The organism is Enterobacter cloacae subsp. cloacae ATCC 13047, assembly GCF_000025565.1.
In the GTDB taxonomy this organism is placed as follows: Bacteria; Pseudomonadota; Gammaproteobacteria; order Enterobacterales; family Enterobacteriaceae; genus Enterobacter; species Enterobacter cloacae.
In genome coordinates, this window is the sequence record NC_014121.1 from 3,896,525 (window position 1) to 3,912,425 (window position 15,901).

19 protein-coding genes are annotated in these 15,901 nt (G+C 55.9%); 11 read left to right on the forward strand and 8 right to left on the reverse strand.

Annotation, left to right across the window (positions count from 1 at the left end):
- Positions 1 to 9: 9 nt before the first annotated feature.
- Complete coding sequence (locus ECL_RS18945; RefSeq protein ID WP_013098259.1) at positions 10 to 1,515, reverse strand: CoA-acylating methylmalonate-semialdehyde dehydrogenase; 1,506 nt, start codon at positions 1,513 to 1,515, stop codon at positions 10 to 12.
- 292 nt (positions 1,516 to 1,807) lie between these two features.
- On the opposite strand from ECL_RS18945, the gene ECL_RS18950 reads away from it, so the two are divergent.
- Together ECL_RS18950 and ECL_RS18955 are read left to right on the forward strand one after the other, a co-directional pair.
- Entirely contained in the window at positions 1,808 to 2,641 is an 834-nt protein-coding gene (locus tag ECL_RS18950; protein ID WP_013098260.1) for a MurR/RpiR family transcriptional regulator, read from the forward strand.
- Between the two features lie 396 nt (positions 2,642 to 3,037).
- Entirely contained in the window at positions 3,038 to 3,475 is a 438-nt protein-coding gene (locus ECL_RS18955; protein WP_237707060.1) for a DUF2778 domain-containing protein, read from the forward strand.
- A 9-nt stretch (positions 3,476 to 3,484) separates the two neighbouring features.
- On the opposite strand, the gene ECL_RS18960 is transcribed toward ECL_RS18955, so the two are convergent.
- Positions 3,485 to 4,605 (reverse strand): IS3-like element ISSen4 family transposase gene (locus tag ECL_RS18960; RefSeq protein ID WP_144340281.1). Its coding sequence is split into 2 segments (ribosomal slippage): positions 3,485 to 4,347 and positions 4,347 to 4,605, totalling 1,122 coding nucleotides; the frame shifts between segments, so codons are not numbered across the junction.
- Between the two features lie 424 nt (positions 4,606 to 5,029).
- Here ECL_RS18960 and ECL_RS18965 point away from each other — a divergent pair.
- The 3 genes from ECL_RS18965 (at position 5,030) to ECL_RS18980 (ending at position 7,188) form a co-directional block, all read left to right on the forward strand.
- Positions 5,030 to 5,521 carry an Hcp family type VI secretion system effector gene (locus tag ECL_RS18965; protein ID WP_044157869.1) on the forward strand — a complete coding sequence of 164 codons (492 nt, stop codon included), beginning with the start codon at positions 5,030 to 5,032 and terminating at the stop codon, positions 5,519 to 5,521.
- A 462-nt stretch (positions 5,522 to 5,983) separates the two neighbouring features.
- On the forward strand, positions 5,984 to 6,799 hold the full coding sequence (gene sul2, locus ECL_RS18975; protein ID WP_001043260.1) for a sulfonamide-resistant dihydropteroate synthase Sul2: 816 nt from the start codon (positions 5,984 to 5,986) through the stop codon (positions 6,797 to 6,799).
- 86 nt (positions 6,800 to 6,885) lie between these two features.
- Positions 6,886 to 7,188 carry a phosphoglucosamine mutase gene (locus ECL_RS18980; protein WP_000251875.1) on the forward strand — a complete coding sequence of 101 codons (303 nt, stop codon included), beginning with the start codon at positions 6,886 to 6,888 and terminating at the stop codon, positions 7,186 to 7,188.
- Positions 7,189 to 7,363: 175 nt separating this feature from the next.
- Here the strand turns inward: ECL_RS18980 and ECL_RS18990 are convergent, their stop codons facing one another.
- The 5 genes from ECL_RS18990 to merR all read right to left on the reverse strand — a co-directional run bounded on the left by ECL_RS18990 (position 7,364) and on the right by merR (position 11,986).
- Positions 7,364 to 8,857, reverse strand: a complete 1,494-nt coding sequence (locus tag ECL_RS18990; RefSeq protein WP_001120888.1) for an IS91-like element ISCR2 family transposase — start codon at positions 8,855 to 8,857, stop codon at positions 7,364 to 7,366.
- 210 nt (positions 8,858 to 9,067) lie between these two features.
- Positions 9,068 to 9,292 carry a hypothetical protein gene (locus tag ECL_RS18995; RefSeq protein ID WP_000743213.1) on the reverse strand — a complete coding sequence of 75 codons (225 nt, stop codon included), beginning with the start codon at positions 9,290 to 9,292 and terminating at the stop codon, positions 9,068 to 9,070.
- Positions 9,289 to 10,026 carry a recombinase family protein gene (locus tag ECL_RS19000; RefSeq protein ID WP_001366550.1) on the reverse strand — a complete coding sequence of 246 codons (738 nt, stop codon included), beginning with the start codon at positions 10,024 to 10,026 and terminating at the stop codon, positions 9,289 to 9,291. Before ECL_RS19000 ends, ECL_RS18995 begins: the two co-directional genes overlap by 4 nt.
- A gap of 421 nt (positions 10,027 to 10,447) precedes the next feature.
- Positions 10,448 to 11,452, reverse strand: coding sequence for an IS110-like element IS4321 family transposase (locus ECL_RS19005; RefSeq protein ID WP_000427623.1), 1,005 nt, complete (start codon positions 11,450 to 11,452; stop codon positions 10,448 to 10,450).
- Positions 11,453 to 11,551: 99 nt separating this feature from the next.
- Positions 11,552 to 11,986 carry an Hg(II)-responsive transcriptional regulator gene (gene merR, locus ECL_RS19010; protein WP_000429838.1) on the reverse strand — a complete coding sequence of 145 codons (435 nt, stop codon included), beginning with the start codon at positions 11,984 to 11,986 and terminating at the stop codon, positions 11,552 to 11,554.
- 71 nt (positions 11,987 to 12,057) lie between these two features.
- Here merR and merT point away from each other — a divergent pair, with 71 nt between their 5' ends.
- Genes merT through merE form a run of 6 tightly spaced genes read left to right on the forward strand, consistent with a single transcriptional unit; the run spans position 12,058 to position 15,205 of the window.
- Positions 12,058 to 12,408 carry a mercuric ion transporter MerT gene (merT, locus tag ECL_RS19015; protein WP_001294667.1) on the forward strand — a complete coding sequence of 117 codons (351 nt, stop codon included), beginning with the start codon at positions 12,058 to 12,060 and terminating at the stop codon, positions 12,406 to 12,408.
- Between the two features lie 15 nt (positions 12,409 to 12,423).
- Positions 12,424 to 12,699 (forward strand): mercury resistance system periplasmic binding protein MerP, encoded by a 276-nt coding sequence (gene merP, locus ECL_RS19020; RefSeq protein WP_000735441.1) that lies wholly within the window; start codon positions 12,424 to 12,426, stop codon positions 12,697 to 12,699.
- 2 nt (positions 12,700 to 12,701) lie between these two features.
- Entirely contained in the window at positions 12,702 to 12,947 is a 246-nt protein-coding gene (gene merF, locus ECL_RS19025) for a mercury resistance system transport protein MerF (RefSeq protein WP_000654684.1), read from the forward strand.
- The gene (gene merA, locus ECL_RS19030) at positions 12,944 to 14,590 is read left to right on the forward strand and encodes a mercury(II) reductase (RefSeq protein ID WP_000136268.1); all 1,647 of its coding nucleotides are present in this window, start codon (positions 12,944 to 12,946) and stop codon (positions 14,588 to 14,590) included. Before merF ends, merA begins: the two co-directional genes overlap by 4 nt.
- Positions 14,591 to 14,606: 16 nt before the next feature.
- Positions 14,607 to 14,972 carry a mercury resistance co-regulator MerD gene (gene merD, locus ECL_RS19035; protein ID WP_003465059.1) on the forward strand — a complete coding sequence of 122 codons (366 nt, stop codon included), beginning with the start codon at positions 14,607 to 14,609 and terminating at the stop codon, positions 14,970 to 14,972.
- Positions 14,969 to 15,205, forward strand: a complete 237-nt coding sequence (gene merE, locus ECL_RS19040; protein ID WP_001087809.1) for a broad-spectrum mercury transporter MerE — start codon at positions 14,969 to 14,971, stop codon at positions 15,203 to 15,205. The genes merD and merE overlap by 4 nt, the downstream gene beginning before the upstream one ends.
- 52 nt (positions 15,206 to 15,257) lie before the next feature.
- Here merE and ECL_RS19045 read toward each other — a convergent pair whose 3' ends face one another.
- Positions 15,258 to 15,872: a recombinase family protein gene (locus ECL_RS19045; protein WP_000904941.1), complete on the reverse strand. Its 615-nt coding sequence runs from the start codon at positions 15,870 to 15,872 to the stop codon at positions 15,258 to 15,260.
- Between the last annotated feature and the right edge of the window lie 29 nt (positions 15,873 to 15,901).

The following is a 15,901-nucleotide window of genomic DNA, read 5'->3' on the forward strand; positions in this document are numbered from 1 at the left end:
AACCTCCTGTCAGCCCAGCGTCGGCATGGAGAACGCAGCGCCTGTCTCCTGCTGCATTTCCGGCCAGCGTGCGGTGACGGTTTTCATTCGGGTGTAGAAACGCACGCCGTCGTTACCGTGCACGTTGAGTGCGCCAAAAATCGAGCGCTTCCAGCCGCCGAAACTGTGGAACGCCATCGGCACCGGGATCGGCACGTTAACCCCCACCATGCCCGCCTGCACCTCTTCGCAGAAGCGGCGCGCGCAGCCGCCGTCGCGGGTGAAAATGGCTGAACCATTACCATATTCATGGCGGTTAATCAGATCCACCGCGCTGGCGTAATCTGCTACGCGTACCACAGAAAGCACCGGGCCGAAAATTTCTTCCTTATAGATCGTCATCTCCGGGGTGACGTTATCGAACAGCGTCGGCCCGACAAAATAGCCCTTCTCGTGACCCTGCACGCTAAAGCTGCGGCCGTCCACGCGCAGATTCGCCCCCTGCGCTTCCCCGCTGTCAATGTAGCCCAGCACCTTGCTGCGGTGCGCGGAGGAGATAAGCGGCCCCATTTCGTTTTCTGGCGTCTGGTCCAGCCCTGGCCCAACGCGCAGCGCGGCAATCTGTTTTTCCAGACGGGCGCAGAGGTCATCGGCGGTTTTATCGCCCACCGCCAGTACCACTGAAAGCGCCATACAGCGTTCCCCCGCCGCGCCGTAGGCCGCGCCCATAATGGCGTTGGTTGCCATCTCCATGTCGGCATCCGGCATTAAAATGCAGTGGTTTTTCGCCCCACCCAGCGCCTGACAGCGTTTGCCGTGGGCGGACGCGGTCTGGTAGATGTATTCCGCAATCGGCGTAGAGCCAACAAAGCTCACGGCCTGCACGCGCGGGTCGGTCAATAGCACATCAACGGATTCTTTATCCCCCTGCACCACGTTAAGCACGCCGTCCGGCAGGCCGGCCTCTTTCAGCAGTTTTGCCAGCGCGAGCGCCAGAGAGGGATCTTTTTCTGATGGTTTCAGCACGAAGGTATTGCCGGCCGCCAGCGCAATCGGGAACATCCACATCGGCACCATCGCCGGGAAGTTAAACGGCGTGATCCCGGCGCAGACGCCGAGCGGCTGCATCAGCGAGTGGCTGTCCACACCGGTGCCCACGTTGGCAGAGTGTTCACCCTTTTGCAGATGCGGGATGCCACAGGCGAACTCCACCACTTCCAGGCCACGGGTCAGCTCGCCTACCGCGTCGGAGAAGACCTTACCGTGCTCTTCGCTGATAAGACGGGCCAGACGTTCCATATTCTCTTCCAGCAGCGCTTTGAAGCGGAACATCACACGCGCGCGCTTAAGCGGAGAATGACGCGCCCACGCCGGAAACGCCTGCTGTGCGGCGGCAATCGCCTGCTCCGTTTCCTGTGCCGTACTCATCACCACCTGACGGATCTGCTCGCCGGTGGCCGGGTTGAAGATCGCCTGAACGCGCTGGCCTGAACCGGTGACACATTCGCCGTGAATAAAATTCGCTACCGTCTCCATCCTTAACCTCTCGCTGTTGATACGTGACTGTTACCTGAACACTGTGTACTGAACACTATATATGAAACAAATATTCCATTTTAAGTTGAAATAAAATAAATGATGATTATTGTGATCAAGGATGGATTTTTATGTTAACAGCCAACAACACTGACGCAGCGTGCGCTATTAAGGATTTTCAGGCGATGAAATGAGTGAAGTTTCTGTTTCATTTTTGCTGCCAGATGGATGGCCAACATTTAAAAGACGCGGTTTTGCGTTTAGAATCATAAGACTGTATTTGGGGGATAACATGACGACAGCAACCAGCCTGAACGAACTGCAGCAGCAAATCCGCGATCGCTACGATAGCCTGAGCAAGAGGCTGCAGCAGGTCTCCCGCTATGTACTGGATAATACGAACAGTGTGGCGTTTGATACGGTTGCGGTCATTGCCGAGCGTGCCGATGTGCCGCCCTCGACGCTGATCCGTTTTGCCAATGCCTTTGACTTCACCGGTTTCAACGAGATGAAACAGCTGTTTCGTATGAACCTGGTGGAGGAGACCGCCAGCTACAGCGATCGCGCGCGGCTGTTCCGCGAAATGGAGAGCGAAGCCGTGCCGGAAACGCCGCTCGATATCCTGCAGGAGTTTGCCCGCTCGAACGCGCAGGCGCTGCAGCAGCTGGCCGCCCGTGCTGAACCGGAGATGCTGGAGCGCGCCGTACAGCTTCTGGCCGACGCGGACACCATCTACATTGCCGGACTGCGCCGCTCCTTTAGCGTCGCTGCTTATCTCACCTATGCTTTAAGCCACCTGGAGTGCCGCCCGATTCTGCTCGACGGCATGGGCGGCATGCTGCGTGAGCAGATCAGCCGCATTAAGGCGCGCGACATTGTGGTGTCGATCAGCTTCTCGCCGTACGCGGAAGAGACGGTGATGGTCAGCGAAACCGCCGCCAGCGTCGGCGCGCGGCAGATTGTGATTACGGACAGCCAGATTAGCCCGCTGGCGACATTTAGCGATCTCTGCTTTGTGGTGAAAGAGGCGCAGGTGGACGCGTTTCGATCTCAGTCGGCAACGCTGTGCCTGGTGCAGTCGCTGGTGGTGGCGCTGGCGTATAGGTTGGGTGAAGGAGAAAAATAAGAATTCAGTCGCCATAAAGTCTGCACCGATACTTACACGTGAAGGTTTAATGCCATATTAGCGACACTCGTTCAATATGGCTTACCCATGGCATATCGACATTTGATTATTCCCCTTTTTTTTAACGAGCGCTTCATTTTTCCACGACTGTGTTTTTCTGAAGATATTGGGCTTTCACATTTTAATTCGCGCTGCTCGCACATTCCGTACAGGATATCTTAAAAGGTTCAACTATTAGGCATACCTATTTATTTGATGTAGATCTACTTTCTAAAACATCACAATCATTTTCTGAGTTAAAATCTTTAAATGCGCATTTTTTGTATGGTTTAATTTTTGATACATGCCCTGTTTGCAGATAAGATTAATAAATATCTCTACAAGAAAGGATGACACATGACTTTACATGGAAAGTTTACAATAAATGATGCTGACTACTCGCCACTTGCATTTGATGGTATTGGTGTCTTTATGGCATTTTCTGGTAACGGTGCATACAGGAACAAAGGTGCATGTGGAATTATTCCAAACGTTGGGCCACTACCAAAAGGTAAATATTATATCGTAGACAGGCCTAAAGGAAGTATGGCTAACAGATTTAGAGCCTGGGGTGTCGATACATATAAAAGCATTTTTAGTTATCATGTTGATCATTCAGAATGGTTTGCTTTGTTTCGCGATGATGGAAATATAGATGATTCTACATTTTACGAAAGCGTAGCCAGAGGTGGGTTTAGATTACATCCGGGTCAGATATCAGAGGGGTGTATAACACTACCTAGCCAATCAGATTACAGCAGGCTAAGAGATGCCCTGACCTGCCCCCACGATTAGATACAACACTCAGTTAGTAACGTCGGAATCTTCATTCTCAGAATGACCCTTTCTCCAGCCCGCTGCAAATTCAGACGGTGTCTGATAATTCAGCGTGGAGTGCGGGCGGCATTCGTTATAATCCTGCCGCCAGTCATTAATAATTTTCCTGGCATGAACGATATCGCTGAACCAGTGCTCATTCAAACATTCATCGCGAAATCGTCCGTTAAAGCTCTCAATAAATCCGTTCTGCGTTGGCTTGCCCGGCTGGATTAAGCGCAACTCAACACCATGCTCAAAGGCCCATTGATCCAGTGCACGGCAAGTGAACTCCGGCCCCTGGTCAGTTCTTATCGTCGCCGGATAGCCTCGAAACAGTGCAATGCTGTCCAGAATACGCGTGACCTGAACGCCTGAAATCCCAAAGGCAACAGTGACCGTCAGGCATTCCTTTGTGAAATCATCGACGCAGGTAAGACACTTGATCCTGCGACCGGTGGAAAGTGCGTCCATGACGAAATCCATCGACCAGGTCAGATTGGGCGCCGCCGGACGGAGCAGCGGCAGACGTTCTGTTGCCAGCCCTTTACGACGTCTTCTGCGTTTTACGCCCAGGCCACTGAGGTGATAAAGCCGGTACACGCGCTTATGATTAACATGAAGCCCTTCACGGCGCAGCAACTGCCAAATACGACGGTAGCCAAAACGCCTGCGCTCCAGTGCCAGCTCAGTGATGCGCCCTGATAAATGCGCATCAGCAGCCGGACGGTGAGCCTCATAGCGGCAGGTCGACAGGGATAAACCTGTAAGCCTGCAGGCACGACGTTGCGACAGACCGGTCGCATCACACATCAACATCACGGCTTCCCGCTTCTGGTCTGTCGTCAGTACTTTCGCCCAAGAGCCACCTGAAGCGCCTCTTTATCCAGCATGGCTTCGGCAAGCAGCTTCTTGAGTCTGGCGTTCTCTTCCTCAAGCGACTTCAGGCGCTTAACTTCAGGCACCTCCATACTGCCATACTTCTTACGCCAGGTGTAAAACGTGGCATCGGAAATGGCATGCTTGCGGCAGAGTTCACGGGCGGGTACCCCAGCTTCGGCTTCGCGGAGAATACTGATGATCTGTTCGTCGGAAAAACGCTTCTTCATGGGGATGTCCTCATGTGGCTTATGAAGACATTACTAACATCGGGGTGTACTAATCAACGGGGAGCAGGTCATCCCTGTTAAGAACAAAGAAAGAAAAGATTAAAGGCATCGATTTAGAGTCATATGGAACAATTGAGGTAATTATTGGTGGTTATCAGAAAACTTGCCCTTAGTTCCCTTAGAATGATTATATTCATCGGGATATTCGCTATTGTGTCATGGTTAGATGTTGGTTACTTAACTGAACATCCATTAATAAGTAACGAAACAGCTATTAGAATTTCCTATTTGTTTAGCAACAACCCAGCGCCCGAAGATATTTACTACAGTTATGATTATACATTAATTGTATTTAACGTTCTTATCTCTCTCTTCTTATACATTGTAACAATGAAGTTAGTTAAATTAACAAGGAGTAAATAAAATGCCTATCCCTCCCTATCTGTGGCTAAAAGATGATGGCGGCGCAGATATCAAAGGTTCTGTAGATGTTCAAGATCATGAAGGCTCTATAGAAGTAATCAGTATGGGTCATGGTGTTAATCTTCCCGTCGATACAGCCAATGGAAAAATCACCGGAACACGTCAACATTCATCATTTAATTTTGAAAAAGAAATTGATAGTTCTAGTCCCTATCTCTACAAAGCAGCGGCGACAGGACAAACACTAAAAAGCGCAGAAGTCAGGTTTTATCATATCAATGATGCTGGCCAGGAGGTGTGTTATTACACCGTCTTAATGGAAAATGTAAAAATTACGGGTGTTAATTGTGGTGTGCCCAATGTTAAATTATCCGGTAATGATAAGTTAAATCATATGGAATCCGTCTCTATGCAATATGAAAAGATCACTTGGCGTATTGTAGATGGAAATATCCAATTCTCAGATTCGTGGTACGAGAGGCCAACTGCCTAAATTCAGTCACGTCCTGTCCACTCTGCCTTGTAGAAACTATGCTCTTTGTTGCTAACAGCTGCCAGAGAGTGCCAGACAAAAAAACAAAAAGCCCGCAGTTACGCGGGCTTAAGGTGTTTTATTGTTTCACGTACAGGCTGTTACCAGACGAAAAATCATTCCCACTCTATTGTAAACAAGACATTTTTATCTTTTATATTCAATGGCTTATTTTCCTGCTAATTGGTAATACCATGAAAAATACCATGCTCAGAAAAGGCTTAACAATATTTTGAAAAATTGCCTACTGAGCGCTGCCGCACAGCTCCATAGGCCGCTTTCCTGGCTTTGCTTCCAGATGTATGCTATTCTGCTCCTGCAGCTAATGGATCACCGCAAACAGGTTACTCGCCTGGGGATTCCCTTTCGACCCGAGCATCCGTATGAGACTCATGCTCGATTATTATTATTATAGAAGCCCCCATGAATAAATCGCTCATCATTTTCGGCATCGTCAACATAACCTCGGACAGTTTCTCCGATGGAGGCCGGTATCTGGCGCCAGACGCAGCCATTGCGCAGGCGCGTAAGCTGATGGCCGAGGGGGCAGATGTGATCGACCTCGGTCCGGCATCCAGCAATCCCGACGCCGCGCCTGTTTCGTCCGACACAGAAATCGCGCGTATCGCGCCGGTGCTGGACGCGCTCAAGGCAGATGGCATTCCCGTCTCGCTCGACAGTTATCAACCCGCGACGCAAGCCTATGCCTTGTCGCGTGGTGTGGCCTATCTCAATGATATTCGCGGTTTTCCAGACGCTGCGTTCTATCCGCAATTGGCGAAATCATCTGCCAAACTCGTCGTTATGCATTCGGTGCAAGACGGGCAGGCAGATCGGCGCGAGGCACCCGCTGGCGACATCATGGATCACATTGCGGCGTTCTTTGACGCGCGCATCGCGGCGCTGACGGGTGCCGGTATCAAACGCAACCGCCTTGTCCTTGATCCCGGCATGGGGTTTTTTCTGGGGGCTGCTCCCGAAACCTCGCTCTCGGTGCTGGCGCGGTTCGATGAATTGCGGCTGCGCTTCGATTTGCCGGTGCTTCTGTCTGTTTCGCGCAAATCCTTTCTGCGCGCGCTCACAGGCCGTGGTCCGGGGGATGTCGGGGCCGCGACACTCGCTGCAGAGCTTGCCGCCGCCGCAGGTGGAGCTGACTTCATCCGCACACACGAGCCGCGCCCCTTGCGCGACGGGCTGGCGGTATTGGCGGCGCTGAAAGAAACCGCAAGAATTCGTTAACTGCACATTCGGGATATTTCTCTATATTCGCGGTTCAGCAGGCATGTCCCCTTTGAGGGCGACCCGACGACAGGATAATCGACCTTATGGTGCGCAAATATTTCGGCACAGACGGTATTCGTGGCAAAGCCAACGAAGGCGCGATGACGGCGGAAACCGCCTTGCGCGTCGGCATGGCGGCTGGCCGTGTCTTTCGTCGCGGTGACCACCGCCATCGTGTCGTGATCGGCAAGGATACGCGCCTGTCGGGCTATATGCTTGAACCCGCGCTCACAGCCGGTTTCACCTCGATGGGCATGGACGTATTCCTTTTTGGCCCGCTGCCGACAACGTATAGGAAGAATAAACGCCCTTTTCACCCAAGTCCAACAGCTTTGGACCGCAGTTGACTCTTTCGACACCCCTGCGATGCAACCCAATCCGGCTGACGGGGAGCCAGCAACGCTGAAAATTTACCCTCCTCTTTCCCACTAGCGGCTCCTTTTCCGACAACCAGCACGGCGGATCCCTGCCGCGGCGCTGTGAACGCAGCATTTTGATTGGTATCGTTGGCCTTCAGGCTCGTCAGTCAAACAGACCCAGGAGCAGCTCAGCCGGTGGCGCCCGGCTTTCGGGTAACGCCCTGGTCCCGCTGGTTTCGGCTTTGTGCTTCAGGTGATCAAGGATCTGCTTGATCACTATAGGGTCTTCAATGCAGGCGATGACTTTCATGGCGCCGCCGCAGCCGCTGCAGGTCTCGATGTCGATATTGAAAACACGCTTGAGCCGTTGCGCCCATGTCATCGACGCTCGCCGTTGTGCTGGTGTTGCCGGTTCATCAGCCACCCTGACCTTGTTGCCCCTGCCCCGTTTTGCCGGCGTGACCAACGCCCGGTGCCGACTGTTGGGTGCGAACACCCCGTGGAAGCGGGTTAGGTTGACTCTGGGCTTCGGTACCAGGGCGGCCAGCCTTGCAATGAAATCCAATGGTTCGAAAATGACGTGCGTGGTGCCGTCCCGGTACGGCGTCTTGAGCTGGTAGCGCACGTTGCCGCCTCGTGTTAACGACAGCCGCTTCTCGGATACCGCCGGGCGGCTGATGTACCGGCACAGCCGTTCGAGCTTCTTGCGTTCATCGGCCCTGGCCGCCACGCCGGCGTGCAGGCTGGACCCGGCTACCTTGCCAATCCCGTCACCGAACGGATCACCACTGGTCGGCAGAGTTTGCAAAGTGAACACCTTTCGCCCCGCCTGTGAACCGACAGCGATACGGTAAGTGATCGAGTGCCCCAGCAGGGGTGTCATCGGGTCGTCATCCACCGCATCCGAGGCCAGATAGCTGTTTTCGACATCCCGTTCCAGCAGGCCTTGCCGTTCCAGATAGCGACCCACCCGGTGGGCGATGGTGTGCGTCAGCTGGGTGAGCTCTGGGCTGGTCGGCGCCTTGACCCAGCGGAAACGCGCTGAGCCGTGGGATTGCTCGACATACACACCGTCGAGAAACAGCATGTGGAAGTGAACATTCAGATTGAGCGCCGATCCAAAACGCTGGATCAGGGTGACCGCGCCCGTCTTGGCCACTTGGTGGGTATGGCCCGCTTTCTTGACCAGGTGCGTGGCAATGACGCGGTAAACGATGCCCAGCACCCACCCCATGATCTCGGGCCGGCTGGCAAACAGGAAACGCAGCTGAAACGGGAAGCTCAACACCCACTGACGCATGGGTTGTTCAGGCAGTACTTCATCAACCAGCAAGGCGGCACTTTCGGCCATCCGCCGCGCCCCACAGCTCGGGCAGAAACCGCGACGCTTACAGCTGAAAGCGACCAGGTGCTCGGCGTGGCAAGACTCGCAGCGAACCCGTAGAAAGCCATGCTCCAGCCGCCCGCATTGGAGAAATTCTTCAAATTCCCGTTGCACATAGCCCGGCAATTCCTTTCCCTGCTCTGCCATAAGCGCAGCGAATGCCGGGTAATACTCGTCAACGATCTGATAGAGAAGGGTTTGCTCGGGTCGGTGGCTCTGGTAACGACCAGTATCCCGATCCCGGCTGGCCGTCCTGGCCGCCACATGAGGCATGTTCCGCGTCCTTGCAATACTGTGTTTACATACAGTCTATCGCTTAGCGGAAAGTTCTTTTACCCTCAGCCGAAATGCCTGCCGTTGCTAGACATTGCCAGCCAGTGCCCGTCACTCCCACTCGATTGTAAACAAGCACACAAAACCCTTTAGTGACAACAATTTGCAAGAACTATCAGGCTCAGTGCCATGAAAAATACCATGACCAGATCATGAGGTTGAACACGGCTTGCGCCGGCAGCGTTCACGCTCCTGGTCGGCGATCTCGCCCGGCTGCAATGCTAGCTCAGCATCGGTCATGCGCTCCAGCACGTCGCGTAGGCGGATGGTGCAAGGAATGGGCGGCAGCTCGAACTCATAGCCGCCGGCGATCATTTCGGCCGCAATCTCCTCGGTGATGAAAAACGGCTCGTCGTCTTGGTTCGGCTTCTTCATGCCCTTTCCTCCTGGCGCTCATCCTGGCCGACAGCGGCCAGGGCATCGGCTTCCGTCAATGCGTCCTCCACGAACGCGCCGTGCTGCTTCGCTTCGGCCTGGCTGACCTCGGCCCATATCCGTTTCACCTGGGCCGCACTGTACCCGGCCAGCTCGGCGGTCTTGTTGATGCTGTAGCCGGACTTGCGCAGCGCGACAACTTGGGCGCGGCGCTTCGGATCAGCACGGCGGCCCTTGTACCGCCCGGCCTGGCGGGCCAACTCAATGCCTTGGCGCTGGCGTTCGCGCCTGTCCTCGTAGTCGTCGCGGGCCATCTGCAAGGCCAGGCGAAAAAGCATGATCTGCACGGCTTCCAGCACGATCTTGGCGACGCCCTGGGCCTCGGCCGCCAGGTCGGATAGATCGACCACGCCAGGGACGGCCAGGCGTGCGCCTTTGGCCTGTATCGAGGCCACCAGGCGCTCGGCCTCGGGCAAAGGTAGGCGGCTGATGCGGTCGATCTTCTCGGCAATGACCACCTCGCCGGGCTGTAGGTCGCCGATCATGCGCAGCAGCTCAGGCCGGTCGGCGCGTGCGCCGGATGCCTTCTCACGGTAGATGCCGGCGACGTAGTAGCCGGCGGCCTTCGCGGCCGTAGTGATCGCCTCTTGGCGTTCCAAGTCCTGCGCGTCGGTGCTGACGCGCAGATAGACCCGCGCCACCATCGGCGCGGCTACTGGCTTCGTCCTGCGCATACTTGCGGGCTCCTTTGGGCATACTCAAATGCACCCATCTTAAACTGGCAGGCCAATTTATCACATATCGATCTAAATGCTGTCACTTTCAGAAGGCGACAGCACGAAATATCAAAAGTCGACCGCACGGTCTTTTCTGACGTTGGAGTCGCCTCAGAAAACGGAATCTATGGTCACTCCCGTTTTTGCAACACCGATTTTGACGACAAGTTGGCTTGCTTGAATCTATCCGGCGTCTGAATGGGATTTTATTCCCGCGCCTTGATGAGTTCCGCGCCTGATGAACCTCCAGAAAATATACGGCTTCAATGAGCCTTTCCGTTTTACAGGTTCCTCAACAGGCCGGTGGGCCGTTAGTATCATCAATATCAGTATTCGCAAAACCAGATCAGTAATTCTTTAAACCGGTGTATTTCTGCCGTTATGCTACATAAGTTTGCTGTCGTGCCGTTAGGGCCCAGGCTATTCTGGCCAGCTTGTTTGCCAGAGCACAAGTGACGACAAAGTTGCTTTTCCGGCACAGTAAATCCCTGACCCAATCGGCCAATTTGCCAGACTGGTGTTCCAGTTTTTGTATGAATACCCTGGCACATTGAACCAACAAAGTTCGGATCTTTTTATTACCTCGCTTACTAATTCCCAGCAATGTCGTCCTACCTCCCGTGCTGTACTGCCGAGGTACAAGCCCTGTTGCCGCCGCAAAGTCACGGCTGCTGGCGTACTGCTTCCCGTCGCCAATCTCAGTTGAAATAGTACTCGCTGTCAGTGTTCCGACGCAGGGAATGCTCAGCAAGCGCTGTCCAACCTCATCTTCGTCCAACTTTCGTTTCAACTGGGATTCCAAATCTTTAATCTGCTCAACAAGATAGTGATAATGCTGTTGTAATTTCAGCAATAACTGGCTGAGGTAAAGAGGCAAACTATTATCCTCAAGAATGGTACTCAGTCGGCTAATAACGGCAGCTCCTCGGGGAACGCTAATGCCAAATTCCAGCAGAAAAGCATGCATTTGATTGGTTGTTTTTACCTTATCCTGAACCAGGGATTCACGGACACGATGCAGAGCCCGCATTGCCTGCTGAGATTCCGTTCTGGGCTGCACAAAACGCATAGACGGACGCGATGCAGCTTCACAAATAGCTTCGGCGTCGACAAAGTCGTTTTTATTGCTTTTAACGAACGGGCGGACAAATTGTGGTGATATCAGCTTTGGGGAATGCCCCAACTCTTCCAACTTGCGTGCCATAAAGTGAGAACCGCCACAGGCTTCCATTGCGATGGTTGTAGCGGGGCATGTCGCCAAAAATTCGATCAACTTTGGCCGGGTAAATTTTTTACGGTAAACAGCCTTCCCGCGACGATCCTGGCAATGAATATGGAAAGAGTTTTTACCCAGATCGATACCAATGAGCGCAATGTTTTCCATGATAGTTCTCCGAATGAAAGCCTGTCCTCAGCATAGTACCGGGAAGGAGGGAGTGACCATCTCATTAAATAAAGCACGCTAAGGCGTAGTTCCCTCGGGCTACACCGCGTCCGCACTGCGCGGTTCTTTCTTCCCTTGCAGTGACGCAATCAGCGGGCAGGAAACGTTCCCCTTCCGCGCATGGCAGGCGCACACCAAATCAGACAGCACGGCCTCCATGCGCGCCAGGTCAGCCATCCTCTCGCGCACGTCCTTGAGCTTGTGCTCGGCCAGGCTGCTGGCTTCCTCGCAATGGGTGCCATCCTCCAGCCGCAGCAGCTCGGCGATCTCATCCAGGCTGAAACCCAACCGCTGGGCTGATTTCACGAAGCGCACCCGCGTTACATCCGTCTCGCCATAGCGGCGAATGCTGCCGTAAGGCTTGTCCGGTTCCGGGAGCAAGCCCTTGCGCTGATAGAACCGGATGGTCTCCACATTGACCCCGGCCGTCCTGGCGAAAACGCCAATGGTCAGGTTCTCCAAATTGTTTTCCATATCGCTTGACTCCGTACATAACTACGGAAGTAAGCTTAAGCTATCCAATTCAGATTCGAAAGGACAAACGTATGTCTGAACCTCAAAACGGGCGCGGCGCGCTCTTCACTGGCGGGCTGGCCGCCATCCTCGCCTCGGCTTGCTGCCTCGGGCCGCTGGTTCTGATCGCCTTGGGGTTCAGCGGCGCTTGGATCGGCAACTTGACGGTGTTGGAACCCTATCGCCCCATCTTTATCGGCGTGGCGCTGGTGGCGTTGTTCTTCGCCTGGCGGCGCATCTACCGGCCGTCAGCCGCCTGCAAACCGGGTGAGGTTTGCGCGATTCCCCAAGTGCGAGCTACTTACAAGCTCATTTTCTGGGGCGTGGCCGTGCTGGTTTTGGTCGCGCTCGGATTTCCCTACGTCGTGCCATTTTTCTATTGATCACAGGAGTTCACCATGAAAAAGCTGCTTTCCGCCCTTGCCCTCGCTGCCGTTGTTGCCCCCGTGTGGGCCGCCACCCAGACCGTTACGTTGTCCGTACCGGGCATGACCTGCTCGGCCTGTCCGATCACTGTCAAGAAGGCGATTTCCAAGGTCGATGGCGTCAGTAAAGTTGACGTGACCTTCGAGACGCGCGAAGCGGTGGTCACCTTCGATGATGCCAAGACCAGCGTGCAGAAACTGACCAAGGCTACCGAGGATGCGGGCTACCCATCATCAGTCAAGAACTGATCATGAAAGACCCGAAGACACTGCTGCGGGTCAGCATCATTGGCACAACCCTCGTGGCGCTGTGTTGCTTCACCCCTGTTCTGGTCATTTTGCTCGGTGTGGTCGGCTTGTCCGCGCTGACCGGCTATCTGGACTATGTGCTGCTGCCTGCGCTGGCGATTTTCATCGGCTTGACCATCTACGCCATCCAACGAAAACGCCAAGCCGATGCCTGCTGCACCCCGAAATTCAATGGAGTAAAAAAATGACCGAAATCACCGTGAATGGCATGACCTGCACATCCTGCGCCACCCATGTCAAAGATGCTTTGGAAAAGATTCCCGGCGTGAATGCCGCTGTGGTGTCCTATCCAGAAAGCCGCGCGCAAGTCATGGCAGACACCGCCGTGAGCCACAACCAACTGCTGGCCGCCATCGCCGCATTGGGTTATCAAGGCTCGATCCGGGTTGGTGATTTCAAAGATGAACCAAAAATCCGTGATGCACTTGAGGGCGCCGGTTTGCATATCGCCATCATTGGCAGCGGCGGGGCCGCGATGGCGGCGGCGCTGAAGGCCGTCGAGCAAGGCGCGACGGTCACGCTGATCGAACGCGGCACCATCGGCGGCACCTGCGTCAATATCGGCTGTGTGCCGTCCAAGATCATGATCCGCGCTGCCCATATTGCCCATCTGCGCCGGGAAAGTCCGTTCGACGGCGGTATTGCGGCAACTGTGCCTGCGATTGACCGCAGCAAACTGCTGGCCCAGCAGCAGGCCCGTGTCGATGAACTGCGGCACGCCAAATACGAAGGCATCCTGGACGGCAATCCAGCCATCACCGTTTTGCACGGTGAAGCGCGTTTCAAGGACGACCAGAGCCTGGTCGTCCGTTTGAACGAGGGTGGCGAGCGCGAGGTAACGTTCGACCGCTGCCTGGTCGCCACCGGTGCCAGTCCGGCCGTGCCGCCGATTCCGGGCCTGAAAGAGTCACCCTACTGGACTTCCACCGAAGCGCTTGTCAGCGACACCATTCCCGCACGCCTGGCCGTGATCGGTTCGTCGGTGGTGGCGTTGGAACTGGCGCAAGCCTTTGCCCGGCTCGGCAGCCAGGTCACGATCCTGGCACGCAGCACCTTGTTCTTCCGGGAAGACCCGGCCATCGGCGAGGCCGTGACAGCCGCTTTCCGCGCCGAGGGCATCGAGGTGCTGGAGCACACGCAAGCCAGCCAGGTCGCCCATGTGAACGGCGAATTCGTGCTGACCACCGGACACGGTGAATTACGCGCTGACAAGTTGCTGGTTGCCACCGGTCGGGCACCGAATACGCGCAGCCTCGCGCTGGACGCGGCGGGGGTCACTGTCAATGCGCAAGGGGCCATCGTTATCGACCAAGGCATGCGCACGAGCAACCCGAACATCTACGCGGCCGGCGACTGCACCGACCAGCCGCAGTTCGTCTACGTGGCAGCGGCCGCCGGCACCCGTGCCGCGATCAACATGACCGGCGGCGACGCAGCCCTCAATCTGACCGCGATGCCGGCAGTGGTGTTCACCGACCCGCAAGTCGCCACCGTGGGCTACAGCGAGGCGGAAGCGCACCACGATGGCATCGAGACCGACAGTCGCACGCTGACACTCGACAACGTTCCGCGAGCGCTTGCCAACTTCGACACACGCGGCTTCATCAAGCTGGTCATCGAGGAAGGTAGCGGACGGCTCATCGGCGTGCAGGCGGTGGCCCCGGAAGCGGGCGAACTGATCCAGACGGCGGTGCTCGCCATCCGCAACCGCATGACGGTGCAGGAACTGGCCGACCAGTTGTTCCCCTACCTGACAATGGTCGAGGGGTTGAAGCTTGCGGCGCAGACCTTCAACAAGGACGTGAAGCAGCTTTCCTGCTGCGCTGGATAAAAAAAGGAGGTTTTCAATGAGCGCCTACACCGTGTCCCGGCTGGCCCTTGATGCCGGGGTGAGCGTGCATATCGTGCGCGACTACCTGCTGCGCGGATTGCTGCGTCCGGTGGCGTGCACCCCGGGCGGCTATGGCCTGTTCGATGATGCCGCCTTGCAACGGCTGTGCTTCGTGCGGGCGGCCTTCGAGGCGGGCATCGGCCTGGACGCGCTGGCGCGGCTGTGCCGGGCGCTGGATGCTGCGGACGGCGATGAAGCGGCCGCGCAGCTTGCCGTTCTGCGCCAGTTCGTCGAGCGTCGGCGCGAAGCGTTGGCCGATCTGGAGGTGCAGTTGGCCACCATGCCGACCGAGCCGGCACAGCACGCGGAGAGTCTGCCATGAACAGCCCCGAGCGCTTGCCGTCCGAGACGCACAAACCGATCACCGGCTACCTGTGGGGCGCGCTGGCCGTGCTCACCTGTCCCTGCCATTTGCCGATTCTCGCCATTGTGCTGGCCGGCACGACGGCCGGCGCGTTCATCGGAGAGTACTGGGGTATCGCAGCCCTCACGCTGACCGGTTTGTTCGTCCTGTCTGTGACACGACTGCTGCGGGCCTTCAAAGATCGATCATGAGCGCTTCCCATTGAGACAAACCACGCTGTCGCTACGTTGCCTCATGCCGGCATCAAATTCGGCTGAGTAGCTTCTCGCCATCTGGACGTAGCTCACCCTTGGGTGAAACATGCCGATACAGGGTCTGCCGCGTGACGCCAAGTTCCTGGCACAGGTCGCCGACCTTGGTCTCTGGCTGACCCATTGCCGCCATCGCCAGCCGCAGCTTGGCGGCGGTCATCTTGAACGGCCGGCCGCCTTTCCGCCCGCGCGCGCGGGCCGAGGCTAGGCCGGCAATCGTGCGCTCCGCGATCAACTCGCGCTCGAACTCGGCCAGGGCGGCGAAGATGCCAAAGACCAGCTTGCCGGCGGCGGTCGTGGTGTCGATGGCCGCGCCGTGCCCGGTTAATACCTTCAAGCCGATGCCGCGCCCAGTCAGGTCGTGCACGGTGTTGATGAGATGTCGCAGGTCGCGTCCGAGCCGATCCAGTTTCCACACGACCAGTGTGTCGCCAGTTCGCAACGCCTTCAGGCAGCTCGTCAAGCCGGGCCGATCCTCGCGCATGCCGGATGCCTGGTCCTCGTAAAGATGTACTGGATCGACCCCGGCGGCAATCAGCGCGTCGCGCTGCAAATCGGTAGCCTGGGAGCCGTCCGCCTTCGATACCCGCATGTAGCCTATCAGCATGTCGTACCTGTCACATATACGTTCGATTA

Excerpts from the sequence above, each read along its gene's own strand:
- ECL_RS18945 (WP_013098259.1), bottom strand. The coding sequence starts at position 1,515 with ATGGAGACGGTAGCGAATTTTATTCACGGCGAATGTGTCACCGGTTCA.
- ECL_RS18950 (WP_013098260.1), top strand. The coding sequence starts at position 1,808 with ATGACGACAGCAACCAGCCTGAACGAACTGCAGCAGCAAATCCGCGAT.
- ECL_RS18955 (WP_237707060.1), top strand. The coding sequence starts at position 3,038 with ATGACTTTACATGGAAAGTTTACAATAAATGATGCTGACTACTCGCCA.
- ECL_RS18965 (WP_044157869.1), top strand. The coding sequence starts at position 5,030 with ATGCCTATCCCTCCCTATCTGTGGCTAAAAGATGATGGCGGCGCAGAT.
- sul2 (WP_001043260.1), top strand. The coding sequence starts at position 5,984 with ATGAATAAATCGCTCATCATTTTCGGCATCGTCAACATAACCTCGGAC.
- ECL_RS18980 (WP_000251875.1), top strand. The coding sequence starts at position 6,886 with ATGGTGCGCAAATATTTCGGCACAGACGGTATTCGTGGCAAAGCCAAC.
- ECL_RS18990 (WP_001120888.1), bottom strand. The coding sequence starts at position 8,857 with ATGCCTCATGTGGCGGCCAGGACGGCCAGCCGGGATCGGGATACTGGT.
- ECL_RS18995 (WP_000743213.1), bottom strand. The coding sequence starts at position 9,292 with ATGAAGAAGCCGAACCAAGACGACGAGCCGTTTTTCATCACCGAGGAG.
- ECL_RS19000 (WP_001366550.1), bottom strand. The coding sequence starts at position 10,026 with ATGCGCAGGACGAAGCCAGTAGCCGCGCCGATGGTGGCGCGGGTCTAT.
- ECL_RS19005 (WP_000427623.1), bottom strand. The coding sequence starts at position 11,452 with ATGGAAAACATTGCGCTCATTGGTATCGATCTGGGTAAAAACTCTTTC.
- merR (WP_000429838.1), bottom strand. The coding sequence starts at position 11,986 with ATGGAAAACAATTTGGAGAACCTGACCATTGGCGTTTTCGCCAGGACG.
- merT (WP_001294667.1), top strand. The coding sequence starts at position 12,058 with ATGTCTGAACCTCAAAACGGGCGCGGCGCGCTCTTCACTGGCGGGCTG.
- merP (WP_000735441.1), top strand. The coding sequence starts at position 12,424 with ATGAAAAAGCTGCTTTCCGCCCTTGCCCTCGCTGCCGTTGTTGCCCCC.
- merF (WP_000654684.1), top strand. The coding sequence starts at position 12,702 with ATGAAAGACCCGAAGACACTGCTGCGGGTCAGCATCATTGGCACAACC.
- merA (WP_000136268.1), top strand. The coding sequence starts at position 12,944 with ATGACCGAAATCACCGTGAATGGCATGACCTGCACATCCTGCGCCACC.
- merD (WP_003465059.1), top strand. The coding sequence starts at position 14,607 with ATGAGCGCCTACACCGTGTCCCGGCTGGCCCTTGATGCCGGGGTGAGC.
- merE (WP_001087809.1), top strand. The coding sequence starts at position 14,969 with ATGAACAGCCCCGAGCGCTTGCCGTCCGAGACGCACAAACCGATCACC.
- ECL_RS19045 (WP_000904941.1), bottom strand. The coding sequence starts at position 15,872 with ATGCTGATAGGCTACATGCGGGTATCGAAGGCGGACGGCTCCCAGGCT.